Source organism: Gilliamella sp. CG35 (genome assembly GCF_046635745.1).
Lineage (GTDB): Bacteria > Pseudomonadota > Gammaproteobacteria > Enterobacterales > Orbaceae > Gilliamella > Gilliamella apicola_I.
The window spans coordinates 133,011-152,516 of the sequence record NZ_JBIDFH010000003.1 but is presented as its reverse complement, the minus strand read 5'-3'; the positions used below and the strand labels follow the sequence as shown (position 1 = coordinate 152,516).

Annotated in this window: 17 protein-coding genes; 8 read left to right on the top strand and 9 right to left on the bottom strand. The window is 33.1% G+C overall.

Translation table 11 applies throughout. The annotated features are described in order from the left end of the window. The first annotated feature begins 28 nt into the window (after positions 1–28). Complete coding sequence (locus ACGH4F_RS02080; protein ID WP_267350928.1) at positions 29–1,285, top strand: transglycosylase SLT domain-containing protein; 1,257 nt, start codon at positions 29–31, stop codon at positions 1,283–1,285. On the opposite strand, the gene ACGH4F_RS02075 is transcribed toward ACGH4F_RS02080, so the two are convergent. The 4 genes from ACGH4F_RS02075 to rlmC all read right to left on the bottom strand — a co-directional run bounded on the left by ACGH4F_RS02075 (position 1,263) and on the right by rlmC (position 5,760). Then, the gene (locus tag ACGH4F_RS02075) at positions 1,263–2,045 is read right to left on the bottom strand and encodes an endonuclease/exonuclease/phosphatase family protein (RefSeq protein WP_411589817.1); all 783 of its coding nucleotides are present in this window, start codon (positions 2,043–2,045) and stop codon (positions 1,263–1,265) included. The two genes, ACGH4F_RS02080 and ACGH4F_RS02075, sit on opposite strands and share 23 nt — an antisense overlap. 14 nt (positions 2,046–2,059) lie before the next feature. Continuing rightward, positions 2,060–3,610 carry a glutamate--cysteine ligase gene (gshA, locus tag ACGH4F_RS02070; protein ID WP_411589815.1) on the bottom strand — a complete coding sequence of 517 codons (1,551 nt, stop codon included), beginning with the start codon at positions 3,608–3,610 and terminating at the stop codon, positions 2,060–2,062. A 265-nt stretch (positions 3,611–3,875) separates the two neighbouring features. After that, entirely contained in the window at positions 3,876–4,400 is a 525-nt protein-coding gene (locus ACGH4F_RS02065) for a HugZ family protein (protein WP_411589813.1), read from the bottom strand. A 211-nt stretch (positions 4,401–4,611) separates the two neighbouring features. Next, on the bottom strand, positions 4,612–5,760 hold the full coding sequence (gene rlmC / locus ACGH4F_RS02060; protein ID WP_411589811.1) for a 23S rRNA (uracil(747)-C(5))-methyltransferase RlmC: 1,149 nt from the start codon (positions 5,758–5,760) through the stop codon (positions 4,612–4,614). A gap of 218 nt (positions 5,761–5,978) precedes the next feature. Between rlmC and map the strand changes: the two genes are divergently transcribed. Continuing rightward, positions 5,979–6,767, top strand: a complete 789-nt coding sequence (gene map / locus ACGH4F_RS02055; protein WP_267350918.1) for a type I methionyl aminopeptidase — start codon at positions 5,979–5,981, stop codon at positions 6,765–6,767. A gap of 58 nt (positions 6,768–6,825) precedes the next feature. Here map and ACGH4F_RS02050 read toward each other — a convergent pair whose 3' ends face one another. Beyond that, positions 6,826–7,695 carry a thioredoxin family protein gene (locus ACGH4F_RS02050; RefSeq protein ID WP_267350917.1) on the bottom strand — a complete coding sequence of 290 codons (870 nt, stop codon included), beginning with the start codon at positions 7,693–7,695 and terminating at the stop codon, positions 6,826–6,828. A gap of 27 nt (positions 7,696–7,722) precedes the next feature. After that, complete coding sequence (locus tag ACGH4F_RS02045) at positions 7,723–8,493, bottom strand: SDR family oxidoreductase (protein WP_324101151.1); 771 nt, start codon at positions 8,491–8,493, stop codon at positions 7,723–7,725. Between the two features lie 99 nt (positions 8,494–8,592). On the opposite strand from ACGH4F_RS02045, the gene ACGH4F_RS02040 reads away from it, so the two are divergent. After that, complete coding sequence (locus ACGH4F_RS02040) at positions 8,593–9,285, top strand: 5'-methylthioadenosine/adenosylhomocysteine nucleosidase (protein WP_267350916.1); 693 nt, start codon at positions 8,593–8,595, stop codon at positions 9,283–9,285. Positions 9,286–9,364: 79 nt separating this feature from the next. Here the strand turns inward: ACGH4F_RS02040 and rnd are convergent, their stop codons facing one another. Next, on the bottom strand, positions 9,365–10,447 hold the full coding sequence (gene rnd, locus ACGH4F_RS02035; RefSeq protein ID WP_411589808.1) for a ribonuclease D: 1,083 nt from the start codon (positions 10,445–10,447) through the stop codon (positions 9,365–9,367). 10 nt (positions 10,448–10,457) lie between these two features. Then, positions 10,458–11,600: a metallophosphoesterase gene (locus tag ACGH4F_RS02030; protein ID WP_411589806.1), complete on the bottom strand. Its 1,143-nt coding sequence runs from the start codon at positions 11,598–11,600 to the stop codon at positions 10,458–10,460. A gap of 80 nt (positions 11,601–11,680) precedes the next feature. On the opposite strand from ACGH4F_RS02030, the gene cmoA reads away from it, so the two are divergent. Together cmoA and cmoB are read left to right on the top strand one after the other, a co-directional pair. Next, positions 11,681–12,412 (top strand): carboxy-S-adenosyl-L-methionine synthase CmoA, encoded by a 732-nt coding sequence (gene cmoA, locus ACGH4F_RS02025; RefSeq protein ID WP_267350911.1) that lies wholly within the window; start codon positions 11,681–11,683, stop codon positions 12,410–12,412. 66 nt (positions 12,413–12,478) lie between these two features. Continuing rightward, complete coding sequence (gene cmoB / locus ACGH4F_RS02020) at positions 12,479–13,447, top strand: tRNA 5-methoxyuridine(34)/uridine 5-oxyacetic acid(34) synthase CmoB (RefSeq protein WP_411589804.1); 969 nt, start codon at positions 12,479–12,481, stop codon at positions 13,445–13,447. A gap of 174 nt (positions 13,448–13,621) precedes the next feature. On the opposite strand, the gene ACGH4F_RS02015 is transcribed toward cmoB, so the two are convergent. Further along, a complete protein-coding gene (locus tag ACGH4F_RS02015) occupies positions 13,622–14,605 on the bottom strand; it encodes an AEC family transporter (protein WP_267350908.1) in 984 nt (327 codons plus the stop codon). A 1,000-nt stretch (positions 14,606–15,605) separates the two neighbouring features. On the opposite strand from ACGH4F_RS02015, the gene ACGH4F_RS02010 reads away from it, so the two are divergent. The 3 genes from ACGH4F_RS02010 to ACGH4F_RS02000 all read left to right on the top strand — a co-directional run bounded on the left by ACGH4F_RS02010 (position 15,606) and on the right by ACGH4F_RS02000 (position 18,856). Beyond that, a complete protein-coding gene (locus tag ACGH4F_RS02010; RefSeq protein ID WP_267350906.1) occupies positions 15,606–16,052 on the top strand; it encodes a LexA family protein in 447 nt (148 codons plus the stop codon). After that, the gene (locus ACGH4F_RS02005; RefSeq protein WP_411589802.1) at positions 16,049–17,314 is read left to right on the top strand and encodes a Y-family DNA polymerase; all 1,266 of its coding nucleotides are present in this window, start codon (positions 16,049–16,051) and stop codon (positions 17,312–17,314) included. Before ACGH4F_RS02010 ends, ACGH4F_RS02005 begins: the two co-directional genes overlap by 4 nt. 720 nt (positions 17,315–18,034) lie before the next feature. Continuing rightward, entirely contained in the window at positions 18,035–18,856 is an 822-nt protein-coding gene (locus tag ACGH4F_RS02000) for a helix-turn-helix transcriptional regulator (RefSeq protein WP_267350902.1), read from the top strand. Positions 18,857–19,506: the final 650 nt, after the last annotated feature.

Genomic DNA, 19,506 nt, shown 5'->3' with positions numbered 1-19,506 from the left:
TTTAATAAATGTTTAATGTTTTAAGGTAATGAAAAAGTTATTTATATTCACAGCATTATGTTCATTTTTGGTTGCATGCCAAAACCATCAATCTCAATATAATAGTAGTGTCTATCCAACACATAACTCAGAATCAATCGTTACCAGTGGACTTTTAAAAAGTAGTGGAATTAATAATAAATTAATTACTCAAAATCCTTGGCATTATATGATAAGCCAACTGAATGTGAAAGTCCCTGAAAATAATCGTATTAAAGAAGAAAGAGCGCTTTTATTACGCAACCCTAAAGCTTTTGAAACTACAGCGCTTCGTTCTGAGCCTTATGTATATTACATAATGGATCAACTACGTCAAAATAATTTACCAGTAGAATTAGCTTTAATTCCACTGATTGAAAGTGCCTACGATCCGTTAGCAACATCGGCTGGTAAAGCTGCCGGTTTATGGCAGATTGTACCCATAACGGCCAGAGAATACGGTCTCAATAAAAGTCACTCATTTGATCCAAGACGTGATTTAATTGCATCAACAAATTCAGCGATAACGCTGTTAAAAGATCTGAACGGTCGTTTTAAAGGGGATTGGTTATTAACTCTTGCTGCTTATAATGCTGGCGAAGGTCGCATTAGAAAAGCAATTGCACAAAATAAAGCAAATGGTTTACCAACAAATTATTGGGCGCTGGATTTACCAACTGAAACCCGACACTATGTACCGAAGATTTTAGCCATTATTGATATTGTAAAAAATAGTGAACGTTACGGTATTAAATTACCCGATTGTAACTATGAAAACTCATTAGTTAGAATTGATATGTCTAAAAATATTTCATTAGCTAAAATTGCTCAATATACTGGGATACCAATTAACGACTTAAAAAGTTTTAATGCAGGCTATTTACAACAAACTGTAAGTGGACCATTTCATTTACTGGTTCCGTATTCTTATGCGGAAGATTTACATAAAAAGCTACAAGCACAAAATCTTGTTTCAGCCGAAATCACAGAACTTTTACAAGATGTGCCTCATAACACTATGCCTTTGGAAGTCAAAACAGTAGCAATCAAGTCCGAAGTGTCAAGTGGAATAAATAATAAGAATAAAACGCTTCATACTAAATCCAATAAACAGATCACTTATCAAGTTAAAGCAGGTGATGATTTAGTAACTATAGCTAAAAATTATCGTGTTAAAATTACAGATATTTTAACTTGGAATAATTTGACCGATCAGGATATCAAAGAAGGTGATGTATTAACCATTAATCTTGCAAATCCAATCTAAATTTAACCAATAAAGGATTATGATCAGATGCCGAAGTCCTAATTATTTTTGCTGTATCTAATTGTAATCCTCGATAAAATACAAAATCTAATGGTCTTCCCATAAATGTTTTTCGAATATCAATTGAAAAATTCACCGGTTTGAGGTCGATTGTACTTACTAAATGATATAAAAGATTTAACCGCTGTTGACTCCAAGCATTGAAATCACCCGCTAAGATCACCGGTCCATTATGCTCCTTGATTCGATTTAATAGCATATGCATTTGTTGCCGATAACTTTTCACACCAATACTAAAGTTAACGGCATGAATGTTCGCAACCAGCAATTGATGTGTTGAGTTATAAATAGGATATATCGTGATTAAAGCGGATTTTGGAACGCGAATAAGGGGTTCTTTTTCTCTAAATGAATAGATAAAGATAGGTAATGTATCTGTAATTGTCATCACACCAGCATAAATATTATTGAAGCAGTAAGCGGGCACATGGTCTGCTATCTTATTTTGTCGGGTAATAAAGTTCAATAATTGTGGTGTGGTTTGCGCTTCTTGTAATAATATCAATTTAGTTTCATCTGCATAATGTTCTAAAATTTGAATACAGTCGGCTCTTTTTTGTTTAAAAATATTCCAAACCATAATTGTAAAAGTAGTTTTATCAATTAATGGTTTATTTACTATCAATTGACTATTGGGCAAAATAATTTCTACTTCATTATTTGCCCGATATCGTAAGGTATAATCTCGATGTTTAAACATATTAACTATTTATTTTATTGAGCTAAATATTCATCAAACGATACTTTATCATTTTCTTCTAATCTTTTCTGTTTCTCGAGTGAAATATAGCGCTGTTGAACAAAATCATTATCGGTTAACACGGCTAAAGGTTCTGACAATAACTGTTTTTTATATTGACTTGCTAAAGCTAAACCAAATTTAGCTGTTCCCAAATCACTTATCGCCTGTAATGTTCTTGCTGATAAAGTTAATTCTGGATAATCAAACATAACATCAAGTCGCTCACAAACCTTACGGTAGTGCTGTTTTTCATCATGATGATCTAAAACATCAGCAACACGTAGTAAATCCTTAAATAATTGATGACCTACTTTGGCCATTGGTTCATGATAACTTCCACACCCCATTGTTATTTCAATCCCCGGTTTCCGACCTTCTAAAATAACTCGATTCCAGTTTAATTTTGCGCACTCTAGCTCTTGACTGCTCATTTCAGGTGCCGGTGCTAATGCACACCAAATTAAAAATAAATCGATAAATCGAATCTGTTCTTCTGTAATACCGATTGGTGAAAATGGATTAACATCTAAAGCTCTTACTTCGATATACTCAATTCCACCACGTAGCAATGCATCTGAAGGTGATTCCCCTGCCCTAGGAACACGTTTAGGACGAATCGGCGCATAAAACTCATTTTCAATTTGTAAGACTCTATCATTTAATTGACGATACTGACCATCAACTTTAATGCCTAAGCGACTAAATTCGGGAGATTGTGTTTTAGTTGCGCGTTTTAATCCCTCGACATAAGTATTCAAATGATTAAAAGTGATACCCAATTGCTTTTGAGCATTATTGGTATAACCAATATCGCTAAGCCTTAAAGATGTGGCATAAGGTAAATAACAGTTGCCGTTAGTTTGTTCAATGAATGCTTTCGCTTTTTCGGGATCTTGAATAAATGAAGAGCACATTGATGGTGATGCACCAAAAAGATACGGGATTACCCAACCAAAGCGATAATAGTTACGAATTAAAGTGAAATAGCCTTCTGAAATAACGTCTTTACCCTCTTCAGTATTTTTTACCCCGTCTCTTGCTTGCCAAAATGCTGTCGGTAAAGAAAAATTATAATGGACACCTGAAATAGTTTGCATCATTGCACCATAACGGTTTTTTAATCCCTCACGATACAGTGTTTTTAAACGCCCTTCGTTTGAAGAACCATATTGCGCTAAAATAATATCGTCTTCTTTCGCAACAAAACACGGCATACTGAGTGGCCACATCATTTCATCACCAATATTAATACTGGCATAACGATGTAAATCTCGCAAAAACGTTAACATATAATCAATGTTCGTATTGACCGGTGTTATAAACTCAAGCATCGACTCAGCAAAATCAGTTGTGATCCAAGGGTGAGTTAAGGCTGAACCAATTTTATTGGGAAAAGGCGTTTTAGATAAAGAACCATCGGGTAAAATTCGTAAGGTCTCTCGTTCCAGTCCACGTTGAATACCTTGTAAGATAGTATAATGTTTTTCTAACCAATTAAGTGCTTTAGAAACATCAGGTATCATAATCTTTATTTATCCTAAATTGAGTTTTATATATTCAATATTATCATAATTTACAAGCTTCTATTGGTAATTTTGGCTTTTCACTCATGCTTTATCAGATTAGAACTGATTTCAAAGATGAAAACACTCAATAATACTATTTATTATTGATAGTTAGGTCATGAATCGACATTTAATAATCTTGTCTATTTCATGGATAGGAATGGGTAATCATCCGCATTCCTTTTAATGTAAAACAATTAGATATCATCAATTTCGCAAAGTTTTAACTCTGTTGTTGTGCTTTTTGATTGGCAATATAGCTTTCATCAACTTGCGTTATACTATTATTTTGATGATCGATTTGATAGGTTTTACCAAATCCAATAACCAGTCTGCCTTGAATTGGTGAAATTTTAAATAAGTTAAAGTCTTTCATTTCTGACAACATATAAACCATTTTACTGACTCGTAAAGCAAATAGCTCAATAATAGAATTAAACATTTCAGAATCTTTTTCGATCATAACAACTGTGGCTTGAAAGCTTAAACGTTTACGAGCATAAATGTTCTTCGTTTTAGATTCATCTTCAATAATAAAAGCGGAGATATGGGCATTAGCTTTGATATTCTGACTATGTGGGGCTAAATCAGAAATAAGTATATAGTAATCCTTACCATCAAAAAAATAAGGTGAATAACTTGTTTCGACCTCTCCGTTTTGATTAGTGGTCGATAATATGACCGATAAGACGGATTCATGAAGGCTATTTATTGTATTTTGAACTATCTCAATGTTGGACTCAGCCATAAAAATCTCCTTTAACTTTTTAATTTATTTTTTATTAATTAGTTCGATAGATTAAAGTTTAATCGTTATTTGATCAATCAGTTAATCAATTGAATATAGAGTCATAACTTTAATCATTGTTATTGGGTGCACTGTGTAGCCCTATTGTTTTATAGGCATTACTCAATTAGCATTATGTTGTTAACTATTTGTAAAGGCGATTAATCATACCCTATCCGTCTTTTCTTTCCAATAAAACTAATACTTCCATATGCGCTGTATGAGGAAACATATCAAATAATTGAACTTTCTTAAGTTGGTAATCCGATAATAAGCGTATATCTTCAACTAATGATGATAAATTGCAGCTAGAATATAAAATATAATGAGGTTTAACTTGAGCTAAGAATTGCATTAATGTTTCACCTCCCCCTCTTCTGGGTGGATTGAGTAATACTAAGTCAGGTATATTCTGTTGTCCAATGCTATACCGGGTTGCATCTAATGATTTAAAGGTAAGATGAGTAAAACCCATTTCATGTGCTGAGCGTGAAGCACACTCTATTGCATCTTGGCTAATTTCTATTCCCGTCAATTCTATATTCTTGTTATCTGAAGAATTGACTAAATGTAAACCAAATCCGCCTACCCCACAAAACAGATCCCAAATGGAGCTTATTTTTAAATTATTTACCCAATCACTTGCTGTTTGATAAAGATTCTTAGCAATATTGGTATTGGTTTGAAAAAAGCTTTTAGCTTTAATATAAAGGGGAATGTGATTCAATGTAAAATTCAAATAACTATTTTGGGTAAGAACAATTTCTTCTTCACCTTCTAAAATAGCTGAATGATTAGGTTGAATATTTATTGAAACAACCTGTAAATTTTCAATTTTGTTTTGAAGCTGTTGAAGTGAATTTCTGATTTTCTCAACAAACTTGTGTGATCTCATCACAAATCGAATCATAAAACCATTTGTTTCTTCGGTGGTACTTTCTGTAATGATGACAAACTTCAATTCCCCTTTTCGCTTATTAATATTATAAGGAACTAAACCTTGTTTACGGATGTACGTTCGTACTATTTTAAGAATATTTTGCATACTGGTGGTATAAAGCGGACAATCGCAAAGATCAATAGCTTCATTACCATTTACCATACCCAATATCGGTTTTTCAACAGTGCCAAGTACGGCCATTTTTGCCTTATTACGAAAAGCTACTTCTGAGCTAGCAACAGGCGGCTTAACCTCTTTAGGGTTAAACTCCGTTATTTTTTCTGATAAATTACTCTGTTTTTCTTGAAGTTGGGTGGCGTAAGAATAATTGATCCAGTTACATGATAAACATTTTTTTTGCTGATAATAGCGACACTGCATTATAGTCATAACCTCGTTTTATAATAAGTTATTATATAATTAAATTGTTTCAAAGATTAGTTATTTTAAGCCAAACCACAAAAGACAGCCTGATATTGACTTTTTGAAAATAAAAATTAATTATTTATCAAAAAGATATTTAATTATTTCATTACCAAGGTTTGACGTCATAGCGCTATATGATAGGATATAGCCATTAACATTACAGGAACAATTTAATGTCTATTAAGTTAAAAACGCCAACAGAAATCGAAAAAATGCGTATCGCTGGCAAACTTGCTGCCGATGTATTAGAAATGATCGAACCCTATGTCAAGCCCGGTATTACGACAGGTGAACTGGATAAAATCTGCTATGAATATATTGTCAATGTTCAAAAAGCTATCCCTGCAAATATCGGCTATAGCGGTTATCAACATACAAGCTGTATTTCAATCAATGACGTTGTTTGTCATGGTATCCCAAGTTTTGATAAAAAAATAAAAGATGGTGACATACTTAACATTGATGTCACTGTTATCAAAGACGGTTATCACGGTGACACATCAAGAATGTATATTGCAGGAAAACCAACCGTTGCTGGCGAAAAGTTGTGTGAAGTGGCACAAAATAGCTTGTATGAAGCGATTAAAATTATTCAGCCAGGTATTCGATTAAGAGAAATCGGTAAAACAATTCAAAAATATGTAGAAAAATTTGGTTTTTCATCTGTTAGGGAGTATTGTGGCCATGGAATCGGTGAAGTTTATCATGATGAACCGCAAGTGCTGCATTATGATGCTGATGACGGTGGAGTTATTTTAAAACCGGGTATGACATTCACTATAGAACCTATGGTAAACACAGGTGATTGGCGTACTCGAACAATGAAAGATGGTTGGACCGTAAAAACCAAAGATCATGGACTTTCTGCTCAATATGAACACACTATTTTAGTGACAGATAATGGTGTTGAAGTATTAACGCTACGCAGTAATGAAAACTTCCCTCGAGTAATCGAACACTAAAACTGATGATTCAACAATAAATTTATTGTTGAATCATGATTATCTTCTCTAATTCATCTTAATAAAGTAATGTATAAAGTTTACGACGATAAGAAGCCGCTAACGGATTACTTGTGCCTAACGCTGCTAAAAGGTCAAGTAAGGTTTTCTTAACTTGTCCATCACCTGCATTAAGATCTTGAGTAAGAGGCTTAAATAGTAATTCAAGTGCTTCTTCTTGCCGTCCTACTTGCATTAATTGCGATGATAATTGGATCATCAACTCTACATTATCCGGGTGTTTTTCTAATTCAGCTTGTAATAATTGCAATTCGGGAGAATTTGCAGCTTGTTCCAATAACTCAATTTCAGCTTGTAAACCATGATAGGTAGTATCCTGATCTTGCAATGGAACAGAAGCTAAAACATCTTTTGCTTCCGCTAGCTGCTTTAATGCTATCTGTGCTTTGGCTAACATGAATGCAATATCGGATCTTGGTTTACCTAAATGATCCTTTAAATTCTTCCATGCTTGTCTTAATAATGGCAAAGCTTCTTCGTATTTTTCTTCATTAAATAGATTTTGTGCTTCAATTAACTTAAGTTCATCTTCATTAGGCAACACTTTAGTAAGTAATTCACGAATTTTTTCTTCGGGTTGAGGCCCTTGAAAACCATCGAGAGGTTGGCCATTTTGGAATAAATAAACGGTCGGAATGGCACGTAACCCAAATTGAGCAGCCAACATCTGTTGCTCATCACAATTGACACTCGCTAAAATAAATTGACCATGATATTCATCAGCTAATTTAGTCAATGTTTGTGTCATTTCTTCATAATTTGGGCTTCTTGGTGACCAAAAGTAAAATAACACAAGCTGTTTAGTTGATTTTTCTAAAATTTCTTGAATATTTTGTTCATTAACATCAAAAATAAAAGGGTTTTGCATATTATGTCCTATGAATATTGAGATTCATTATTTATTGAGTAAAATTCTATCCATTAATCTATCTGGAAGCAAACGTTTGCCAATCGCCGCTAACTGGGTTACTTTTGTTACCCTGTAACGTATTTTAGGTTTGCGATGTTCAAGGGCATGATATAAACATGGCAAAACGGCCTCGGGCGGTAAGGTAAATCGTTTAGCTATTGGTGGATTTTCAATCCGATGTGTTTTTTCTGTTTGATTGACATTTTTTGAAAAAGCTGTTGTTAATGGACCGGGTTCAATCAAACACACTTTAATATTTGTATTGGCTAATTCAAGTCTTAATACATCCGACCAGGCTTCTAAAGCATACTTACTGGCTGAATAAGCACCTCGTCCCGGTGTTGCAATAATACCAACGATTGAACTGGTTTGTATGATTCGTCCTTCATTATGTTCAATCATGGCGGGTAAGAGCAGTTGAGTTAATTGATGAACACCAAAAAAATTAGTTGCAAATTGAGATTCTAACTGCTCACGACTGATTGTATTTAATCGACCATATACACCAAATCCAGCATTATTAAATAAACCATATAACTTGTTATTGGATAATGCTAACACTTCCTTAGCAGCTTGAGTGACAGATTCAGGATTATTGAGATCAAGAATCACTGCTTCAAATCCTTGCTCAATAAGTTTTTTTTGATCCTCGTCTTTACGGCAAGAAGTAATAACACGATATCCTCGTTGTTTGAGTGCAACAGCCGAAATCAGCCCTATTCCACTTGAACAGCCCGTTATAAATATTGTGCGCAATTCTCTTCTCCCAGATAGTTGTATGTTGTCAAGTTAGCCTATAGCAATTATGATATCACATCTTAATTTAAGTTACTTAACGTTAGTCATGAGGATCGTATGAGAATCGCTATCATTGCCGCAATGGAAGAAGAAGTTGCGATATTAAAAAGTAAAATTACCCATTATAGAGTGGAACGCCATCTAAATTGCGATTTTCATCTTGGAAAAATAGCCAATTGTGAAATTGTACTTCTTCAATCAGGCATTGGAAAAGTCGCAGCAGCATCAGGAACCACCCTATTATTAAACAATTATCAAGTTGATGCGGTTATCAATACTGGCTCAGCAGGTGGACTTTCAACGGCATTAAACATTGGCGATATCGTGGTATCGAAAAATGTATTTTATCATGATGTGGATTTAACTGCGTTTGGTTATCAACCAGGTCAAATGTCAGGATGCCCGATTGCATTTGAGGCAAGTGAAACTTACCAAACATTAGCCAAAGAGTGTATTAAAAAACAAGGGGTCAACGCTATTGAAGGATCGATCGGTAGTGGTGATGCATTTATCAATGGAAAAACCAATCTGGAACGAATTAAGCAAACATTTCCCAATGCTATCGCTGTTGAGATGGAAGCGGCTGCTATTGGTCATGTTTGTTGGTTATATCAGATACCTTTTGTGGTGGTTAGAGCAATTTCGGATAATGGTGATAGTGAATCAGCCGTTGATTTCCAATCTTTCTTAAAATTGGCTGCAACACAATCTTCATTGATTGTCGAATCAATGCTAACTGAACTTGCTTAATTGTTGTCAAATTTAGACATTGATAATTGAAAAACATGTCATATTAAATGAGCAGATCATATCTGCTCATTAGCAACATTTATTGACAATAGGGTTCAAATAAAGGTTTTCGCCAGCCTGATAAAATTTCTGGATCCTGCCCTATTTTATCAATCTTCCACTTCACGTATTGGTTTATTAATCGTCTGGATAGTAACAAATCTGCATTAAGCCCTGTTTGTGAGGCAATCTGGACAGCTGCATTTTTTAGTTGATCTGTAATCATCTTATAATCAGGATAACTATTAATACGACGTATTGCTGGAATGTCTGGAATAGGTTCCGATAAAATATTCAGAATCTGTTGGCCATATAACCGAATCTCTTTTCCATGCAATCCTAATTTATCGAGTTCTGACAAGGATGAGGGTGAATAACGAGCTATTTTCCACAATACCTCTTCTTTGACCACAAAGTTTACAGCAATATCTTGCTGCTTAGCTAATTGATAGCGCCAACTCGCTAATTTATATAACTGCCCTAAACTCTTACCTTTCAATTGCCAGCTATTTTTAATACTCAGGTAAGCATCATCTGGATTGATCACCTCACATTTGCGACCAATAACCATTTGACACTCTTGATAAGCGGCAACTAAATAATGGTTGCTGATTAATTGTGATTTAAGTTTTTGCATTAACGGAAACAGGTATATCACATCATTAATCGCATATTGACACTGTTTGTCTGTCAATGGTCGTTTCAACCAATCTGTACGGGTTTCACTTTTATCAAGATCAATATTGAGATATTTTTTAACTAAACTGGCATAGCCACTACTTAATGGATTATCTAAAAAAGATGCAAGGACTTGACTATCAATGATTGGCGTTGGGACACAATCAAAATGATGCATAAATACTTCAATATCTTCACTGCAAGAATGAAAATATTTTTCAATGGCATCATTTCGAAAAATGTCGATTAAACATTGCCAATCGGTGATTGCAATAGGATCGATCAAGGCAGCAAATTCACCATTAAATACCTGAAGTAAGCCTAAATGAGGATAAAAAGTTCGAGTTCGAACAAATTCAGTATCCAATGCAATAGCTGCACTATTTTTGATTTTTGAACAATAATCAGCGAGTTGTTCATTATTTATAATAAATTGATAAGTCAATATTAATTACCTATTCTAAAGAATGATTTGATTGTTCTTTGTTATTATCAAACGTCACATCAATGACAACAATTTCTGAACGTGTCATTAAGCGTAAAGGTATACTTCCAAAGCCATAACCGCTACTTACAATACTGGTAAACTGTTTTTCTATATCATGATATATCCCATCAGCATTTTTATAAATAACAGATAACAAAAGATTGATTGGAAAAAGTTGCCCACCATGCGTGTGTCCTGAAATCATTAAATCAACCCCGGCGTTAGCTGTTTCATCAAGATTTTTGGGTTGATGATCTAATAAAATGATGGGTGTAGACGTATCAGCAAACATCATTAAATCAGCAAGTTCCGCTCGTTTTAAATCATACTTACTCGATGAAAAATCTTCTCGACCAATTAACGTGATATTCAAATCACTAAGGTACACAATATCATCTCGTAAAACGCGCATATTGGCAGCTTTAAACGCATCAACAATATCCTCGCCATGAGGATGTTCTTTATTAATGGCTAGATATTCATGATTACCAAAAATAATATAGGTACCATATTTCGATTTCAATTGTGAAAATTGTTTATTAAAGTCAGTTTCTGTAAATGATTTTAATTGTTTATCTAGCGTATCACCCGTGATAACGATAAGATCGGCATTAAGTTTGTTAACTTCGTCCACCATTTGCTTGATAAATTTACGCTGGGTTAAGCCATTAAGATGAATATCACTTAATTGAACAATACGTAAATGATCAACATTAGCCTGTTTATTAATCGTAACTTGATAATTTACTATTTTAGAATTAGTCGCCATTTGATGACCAAATATAAACAGTACAATTACGCAACCGACATAAACATAACTCACCCAAAAATCGGGTTTAAATCTTTTTCTACTTATTAAGTGAATAAAGTCAAAAAGCAATGTCGCATAAACAAAACAGATAGTTAAACTGAATAATATGCCAAAAAAGGCCGGAAAATCATTCAATACTTTTGACAGGATAAATGTGGTAGCTATGGTTGCTAATGCTAACCAATAAGCCAATTTCAAATAACCATTTAAATGAAAATCTAGCCAAAATAACCACCGTTTACCTAAGTAAATAATGACTAAAATACTCATCAAACTTATAAAAAGAATAACAAAATTCATAATGCTTCAAACAAATTAACTTAAAAAAGTGGTATCATAACAGAATTATTTTTTATTCGTTATCTATAACTTCAACTTTTATGAATTCAAAAATAGATCAATTATTTTCAACCCCTATCGATAAATTAGGTGACTGGACTTTTGATGAAAAAGTTGCTGAGGTGTTTCCAGATATGGTTCAACGCTCGGTGCCGGGTTATTCGAATATTATTTCTATGATTGGTATGTTGGCTGAACGATTTGTCCAACCGAATTCAATGATTTATGACTTAGGTTGTTCATTAGGTGCAGCAACGCTCTCTATTCGTCGTAATATTAAACATGAAAATTGCCATATTGTGGCTATTGATAATTCGTTACCGATGGTTGAACGTTGTAAACGCCATATCGACGCCTTTAAGGCTAATACGCCCGTTGATGTAATCTGTGACGACATCTGTAATATCCAGATGCAAAATGCATCCATGGTTGTTCTCAATTTTACATTACAATTTTTAACACCCGAATCCCGACAACAAGTCTTGAATAAGATTTATCAAGCATTAAACCCCAATGGTATATTGGTATTATCTGAAAAATTTAGTTTTACTGATTCAACTATTGATGACTTACTGTTCAATATGCATCATGATTTTAAACGTGCGAATGGCTACAGTGAGTTAGAAATTAGTCAAAAGCGTAATATGTTAGAAAATGTCATGCTGACTGATACTGTCGAAATCCATAATGAACGCTTAACCAAAGCAGGTTTTACACATATTAACACCTGGTTCCAATGTTTCAATTTTGGTTCTATCATTGCTATAAAATAGCCGTTATTTAGGATAGTTATCAATCCATATATCAGTCAAAAATCAAATTAATAAGGACACAAAAGAATGATCGATTTTGGTGATTTTTACCAGATTATCGCAAAAAATAGGCTCAGTAGCTGGCTTGAAGTATTACCGGCACAATTAGCCAATTGGCAAAAACAAAACTTAGATAGCCGTTTTACACAATGGCTAAATAGTATTAAACACTTACCTGTTATAACGCCCTATCATATAGATTTATTGCATAGTGTCAGCGTAAAAACGCAAACTCCTCTTTCAACTGGGGAACAGCAACGTATCACTCAGCTATTAAAAAACATGATGCCTTGGCGCAAAGGACCATTTCATTTTTATGGTATAGATATCGATACTGAATGGCGTTCTGATTGGAAATGGGAACGTCTTATTCATCATATTGACAATTTAGAAGGTAAACTTGTTTTAGATGTTGGTTGTAATAGTGGGTATCACTTATGGCGAATGATTGGCGCTGGGGCTAAACTTGCAGTAGGCATCGATCCTATGGCTCTTTATTTATGTCAATTTGAAGCCGTCAGAAAATTATTAGGTGATGATAAACGAGCACATTTATTACCACTTGGCATTGAAGAGCTACCAAAGCTTAATGCTTTTGATACGGTATTTTCGATGGGTGTTTTATACCATCGCCGTTCGCCTCTTGATCATCTTTACCAGTTAAAAGATCAGCTTGTTGATGGTGGACAATTAATATTAGAAACACTCGTTATTGAAGGTGACTTACATCAAGCGCTTATGCCAGGTGAACGTTATGCACAAATGCGCAATGTTTACTTTATTCCATCGGTACCTACCATGATAAATTGGCTGCAAAAATGCGGTTTTAAAGATGTCAGAATGGTGGATATTTCACAAACTAGTTTAGAAGAACAACGTAAAACCGATTGGATGACGTCTGATTCACTTGCTGATTTTCTCGATCCAAATGATCTGAGTAAAACCATTGAGGGTTATCCTGCCCCAATGCGAGCGGTATTTATTGCACAAAAATAGCTTTTTACATTAGTGAAAATTTATTTAAATTGTAATAAACAATCCTATCAAAATACTGTTTTATCTTATGTTAAAGCAAACACCGCCAAAATAAAAAAACAACAACAAGTAATAAACAAAAAAACGGGCTTAATACCCGTTTTTTTATACCTATTTTTCGCTTAAACAAATTGTTTATTGCACACCCGGTACCGTAAAATGCATAATTAAAAGCAACGTTGGTAAAATAAATATGGATAAAATTGTTGAAGCAAAAAAGATACTTGATGCTTGTTCTTGCTCAACATTCCAATTATAAGCCAAAATAACGGCTGTTGATGCTGTTGGCATAGCTAACAAGAATACTAACTCTTCCGCCTCCATACCCGTAATACCAAAAAGGTTTACCGCAATTAAAGCTACTACTGGTGTAAAGAAGCTTTTTAAAATCACATTGATAATCAACGGTTTTGAAAAATTCAATTTAACACCATAGATACCTACCCCAACGGCAATTAACGAAATAAAGTTACAAGCATTCGACATGATATCAAAGGTATTAAAGACAAAATGTGGTAACCATTTTGTTCCATCTGTAACACTGACAATTAAGCCCAGAATGACCGCTAAAAACATTGGTTTCATTAACGAGTTTTTCACTGCGCTAAATACCATGTTGCCCGTTACTTTTCCGCCAGATATTTTCGTATCACACAATTCCAATAAGAAAATCGTCATTGGTATCAATGATAACGCCACCACAAAATTCGCTACAGCGACTGAAATGGTTGACGATGCACCTAACATCAATGTTAAAAATGGTACGCCCATTCCCCCCATATTCGGGAAACAACATAACATCGCGTTCATCGCTGTTGATTTTAAATCTTTATGTAAAATGTATTTATTGGTTAAAAAACAAATTATCCATAAAAATGACATTGTACAGAAAAATGCAATCATCCAAATACCGTTGAATATTTCAGACGGCTTAGCATGTGATGTATGCACAAAAAGCAATGCCGGAAATACAAAGTTTGACACTAAACCGGATAATAGCTTCTTGGAGTCTTTGGTAAAAATATTCTGATGAACACATAACCAACCAAGAAAAATTAATAAAAACACCGGAAGACAAGAACTAACAACTTGCCCTACTGCAGACCAAATTAGATTCATTTTTTTTAAAACTCCTAAAATAATATTACTTAAAATACATATTCGGTAATTGGTCGGTAACTTTGGATTAGAATTTATATTTATAGACCGAGCTAAAATAAGTAGGTAATAAAACTGAACATGACCCAGTTATAATAAAACTAGCGCCAAAACCTTTTTTTCAGTTTTTTAAAAACTTGATATAACTAAATGTTGTTTTACGCACTTTGTGTTTTTGAAAAATATTTTTAATACGACAACCCTTGCTATATTTAAATGTCAAATAACATAACTTGGAAAATATTATATCTGATTCTTTTCGCCCTTGTGTCGAGCTGACAATACTGACTGTCTAAAAAAACAAAAAATCGCAACAAATATTATTGATATATATCAATATTTGTATTTTATTCTTATAAAAAACAAAAGATTAGAAAATAAAAAAAACGAGCGTTAAATTAGAGTAAAAATCAAAATTAAGCTAAAACAAACTAAATAGCGCTTTTTATCATCGATAACCAATCAAAATTGCATCAGGCGTAGTTAGGTTAACAAATTGACTTTTTGTATTATTTCGATAAGTCACACTTAAAGTTTACCTTTAGTCTCTTATATAAGGGCTGTGAACAAAAATACAAGGTATAGTGAATTATGTTGTAAATTAATTAATAAATAATCAATATAATGTAAACTATTTAAGTGGTTTTGTAAAATGCCGTAATGTAATTTAAATCAATTATTATGATAGCTTGCGATTTTGTTCTTTATTTTTTGCAACAATACAAATTCAATCCTGCCATTATTTCAACTATTCTTGATTCAGATCGTCAAACTTACTGGTTCGTTAAAATATACTTATCATCCATTACACATGGTCATTTTTTGTCACATTGCTAATTTTTTACAGTGTTTTTCATTGAATCAAGAATTTTATACTGTATATTTATACACTATTCGTTTTTTATCACGAATACTACTACATAGTATAAATTTTACCTGTATATTTTTAGGAGAAACGTTCTTGAGTAAATCCTGTATTGTGCTAGGAACCGTTGATAGCACTATCAAAAATTACTTACCTTTGGTTGATACCCCTGTCAGGGCTGGCTTTCCATCGCCTGCTGATGATTATTTAGAAGCCAAACTGGACTTAACCGATCACTTAGTTAAACACCCAAGTGCTACTTATTATATTAAAGCACAAGGTGAATCAATGATTAACTATGGTATTTTTAGTGGTGATCTTTTAGTAGTAGATCGTTCATTAGCACCCCAAATAGAAGATATTGTCGTTGCAGCTGTTGACGGTGAACTAACATGTAAGTGCCTGGGACTTATTGATGGACAACATTATCTATTATCAGGCAATGAACTTTATCCCCCTATTTCATTAGCGGGTAAAGAAGTCCATATATGGGGCGTTGTTATACACACTATTCATTCTTTACGAAAACGTGGTCATGCATGATTGGGCTGATTGATTGTAATAACTTTTATGCTTCGTGTGAGCGTGTTTTTAACCCTAAATTAGAAGGAAAACCAATTGGCATTTTATCCAATAATGATGGATGTGTCATCGCACGCTCCAATGAACTTAAACCTTTAGTACCAATGGGTATGCCTGCCTACCAAATTGAGGCTAACATTCGAAAACAAATTACATTATTAAGTTCTAACTATGAACTTTATGGCGATATGAGCCAACGTGTTTTTGATACTGTCAGCCATTATACTGCCGATATTGAACCCTACTCTATTGATGAAGCTTTTATTAAACTGGCGGGATTTAGCGATGTTACAACCCATTGTCAACATTTAAGGGCAATAGTAAAACGTGATACGGGAATTCCGGTAAGTATTGGCATTGCATCAACCCACACGTTAGCAAAGTTGGCAAACCACATTGCAAAAAAGCAGCCTATTTATCAAGGGGTCTATTGCCTTCCTAACGATTCAGCCTTACTTGATCAGATTTTAAAATCATTTCCTGTTGATGAAATTTGGGGCGTTGGCAGACGCATAGCCAAAAGATTGCAAACATTAGGTATTCATACTGCGTGGGATCTGCGTCAGGCAGATTTAAAACAAATTAGACAACAATTTTCCGTCGTGCTTGAACGTACCATATTAGAGTTGCAAGGTATTAACGCTATTGAATTAGATGACATTGCAACACCTAAAAAAAACATTATGACATCACGTAGTTTTGGGCAGTTAACAGATGAATTATTTGATTTGCAAGAGGCCATTCGTATTCATGCCAGTCGAGGCGCTGAAAAACTAAGACAACAAAAATCGATTGCTAATGCTGTACTTGTTTTTTTGAAAACAAATCGGTTTCGTCAAGACTTAATTCAATACAATCCCTCGATTGTCGTACCGCTACTATCACCTACTGATGATTCAAGAGTAATTATTCATGCGGCACAACAGGGACTAACAACAATTTATAAAAAAGGATTTTTATTTATGAAGTCAGGTGTTATGTTACTCGATTTAAAAGCTAAAGATAGCTTTTGCCAATCTGACTTATTTGCTTTAAATAGTCTGCCAGTCTTACAGCAAAAAAATGATAACTTAATGAAAACAATCGATACCATTAATCAAAAAATGGGTAAAAATACCATTCAATTAGGCGGAAGTAGAAAAACCGCACCTTGGCAGATCAAACGAGAACGGCTTAGCCAACGTTACACAACACGTTGGGATGAATTACCATTAGTTAAATGATAATTAGCAACAAAAATAACCAATCATTATAACGAAGAATAATGTTGTAAATTTTTGCATTTCCAACAGAAAAATCTAAATTACGTTTTTTTATCATAATAAACGTTAAGATAAATAACGATTGGGCATATAAAAATAGTCATAACATGCAAATTTGATTTTTTACTCATAAAATTTATTTTACAAAAAGTTAACGTTTTGATTAAAATATGTTAACTTTATCGAGTTGTTAGCGTGTATTAAATGCATACTAACAGTTCAAAAATAAGTCAAAAAAGAAGAATATACAGTGCTAAAGTATGTCTTCAAAATGCTTATCCAGAAATAACAAAGCTCGAAAAAACAGTTTTAAACGAAATAAATAGCTTTATTTTGAGTAATTAAAATACGTTAAATAAATATACATTTTCACATAGATTATGTTTGATAGGTTATGGCATTGCTTATAAAAAGTTGTGAATTAATTTTTTAGTAACAAAGCTTTATAAGAAAATTTCCATTAAAGGCCACAACTTTTTGGACATTGGCTTACATTTTTCCATAACCAACTGGAGTACTAAATGTGTAAAAAATTTTTGTGACCTTATTTATTGTTTGCTTATACGTTAATAGATTCAGTGTATGAAACATAAATTTTATAACAGAACGATATACTGAACAACGTCAACATGTTTTTCATCATCACGATAAAAAATACACGAAAGTAATGGGGCAATTAGGATGAATAATACCGCAGTAGAAATTGAAAAACTTAAACAGTTAAGTGAAGCAAATAGTAACAGCAATTATATCTCAATTTACACCTCTAAAAAGCAACAAAATTTATCAAATATACCAATTTTAAAGCCTTTACTGATAATTATATTAAGTGGTTGCAAAGTGATTGGTAATGAAAAAAAACTAGCCTGCAATACAGGAGATTTTATTTTTTTCACCGATGTTCAATCAATGAACATGAGAAATATACCCGCAAATACGAATTATTTTGCATTACTTATTAATTTTGAATTTTCTGATTTTAATGATACATCAATCAACATCAATACAAAGAAAACCAATGAGTATACCGCAGGGAAAGCAAATTCTGCCTTTTATAAATGTGTTTCACAAATGATAGAATGCTTAGAATGGGCATCTGATGACATCATTACAAATCGTAGAAAAGAAATTATTAAACTGTTAGTCCATTCCGGTTATGAAAATTTGGCATGTTTACCCAATCGAAAAGAAACCACGCAAAAAGTAATTGAAATATTTAATAAAAAAGACAATAAAAAAATAACCATTGATGAAATTTGCAAAGAAATCTGCATGAGTAAAGCAACGTTGTATCGAAAATTGAAACTTGAAGGGGAAAATATACAAAAAATTAAGGAAAAACTCGTGATGGGACAAGCGCTTCATTTATTACAAACCTCTAATTTTTCAACAGAATATATCGCTGAAATGATAGGATATTCTTCGTCCACTCGGTTTTCACAAAGATTTAAAGCTAATTTTGGATTAACGCCAAGAGAATTAAAAAACACCAAACGAAACTAATAAACATTTCATCATTTATTCCATTAAATGGAAACCACGTTAAGAATGAATATTACTTTCGCTGGTAAACATGCTAGTTCTAGTAATTGAATAAATGGTGGAACTTTAAAGATTTTAATATCTATCTTGATAGATAGACATACAGGAATTAAGGTTGAATCAGCCTTAATTCAAAACAAAAATAATACAGCCTTTACTTATTTCGTGACGTTTACTGAAAATTTGTGAAAACTATTAGCGACAACAAGACCACTAAAATTAAATTAACGAAATAGCGCTGAATTTCATCATATGAAAACCATTAAATTTTCATACAACAGTCTTAAATGACAAACACAAGCATTAATTTATTTACTACTCAAGAAAATAACATTGCCAAAACTGTTAATCTTAACCCATTATGTTTATTAGGATTTAACACTTGTAGCTGGCTAAATTTGCGGTAAATTTTAACAATAACTGATATAAAAGAAATGACATTTACATTCATTTTAGTGACAAAATCATTCATATTTATAAAATTATGAAAATATTTGGCGTAACAACCCAATATTAATGACAAACATTAAGTTAGCTCAATAAACGAAGATTGCAATTTTATTCACTGATCGGTTTAAGTAAATATGATTGATTCAAGATGATAATGACCA

Coding starts and splice junctions, on each gene's coding strand:
- ACGH4F_RS02000 (WP_267350902.1), top strand. CDS start 18,035: ATGAATAATACCGCAGTAGAAATTGAAAAACTTAAACAGTTAAGTGAA.
- ACGH4F_RS02030 (WP_411589806.1), bottom strand. CDS start 11,600: ATGAATTTTGTTATTCTTTTTATAAGTTTGATGAGTATTTTAGTCATT.
- ACGH4F_RS02065 (WP_411589813.1), bottom strand. CDS start 4,400: ATGGCTGAGTCCAACATTGAGATAGTTCAAAATACAATAAATAGCCTT.
- ACGH4F_RS02005 (WP_411589802.1), top strand. CDS start 16,049: ATGATTGGGCTGATTGATTGTAATAACTTTTATGCTTCGTGTGAGCGT.
- ACGH4F_RS02040 (WP_267350916.1), top strand. CDS start 8,593: ATGAGAATCGCTATCATTGCCGCAATGGAAGAAGAAGTTGCGATATTA.
- ACGH4F_RS02050 (WP_267350917.1), bottom strand. CDS start 7,695: ATGCAAAACCCTTTTATTTTTGATGTTAATGAACAAAATATTCAAGAA.
- map (WP_267350918.1), top strand. CDS start 5,979: ATGTCTATTAAGTTAAAAACGCCAACAGAAATCGAAAAAATGCGTATC.
- ACGH4F_RS02080 (WP_267350928.1), top strand. CDS start 29: ATGAAAAAGTTATTTATATTCACAGCATTATGTTCATTTTTGGTTGCA.
- cmoA (WP_267350911.1), top strand. CDS start 11,681: ATGAATTCAAAAATAGATCAATTATTTTCAACCCCTATCGATAAATTA.
- gshA (WP_411589815.1), bottom strand. CDS start 3,610: ATGATACCTGATGTTTCTAAAGCACTTAATTGGTTAGAAAAACATTAT.
- ACGH4F_RS02015 (WP_267350908.1), bottom strand. CDS start 14,605: ATGAATCTAATTTGGTCTGCAGTAGGGCAAGTTGTTAGTTCTTGTCTT.
- ACGH4F_RS02075 (WP_411589817.1), bottom strand. CDS start 2,045: ATGTTTAAACATCGAGATTATACCTTACGATATCGGGCAAATAATGAA.
- rlmC (WP_411589811.1), bottom strand. CDS start 5,760: ATGCAGTGTCGCTATTATCAGCAAAAAAAATGTTTATCATGTAACTGG.
- cmoB (WP_411589804.1), top strand. CDS start 12,479: ATGATCGATTTTGGTGATTTTTACCAGATTATCGCAAAAAATAGGCTC.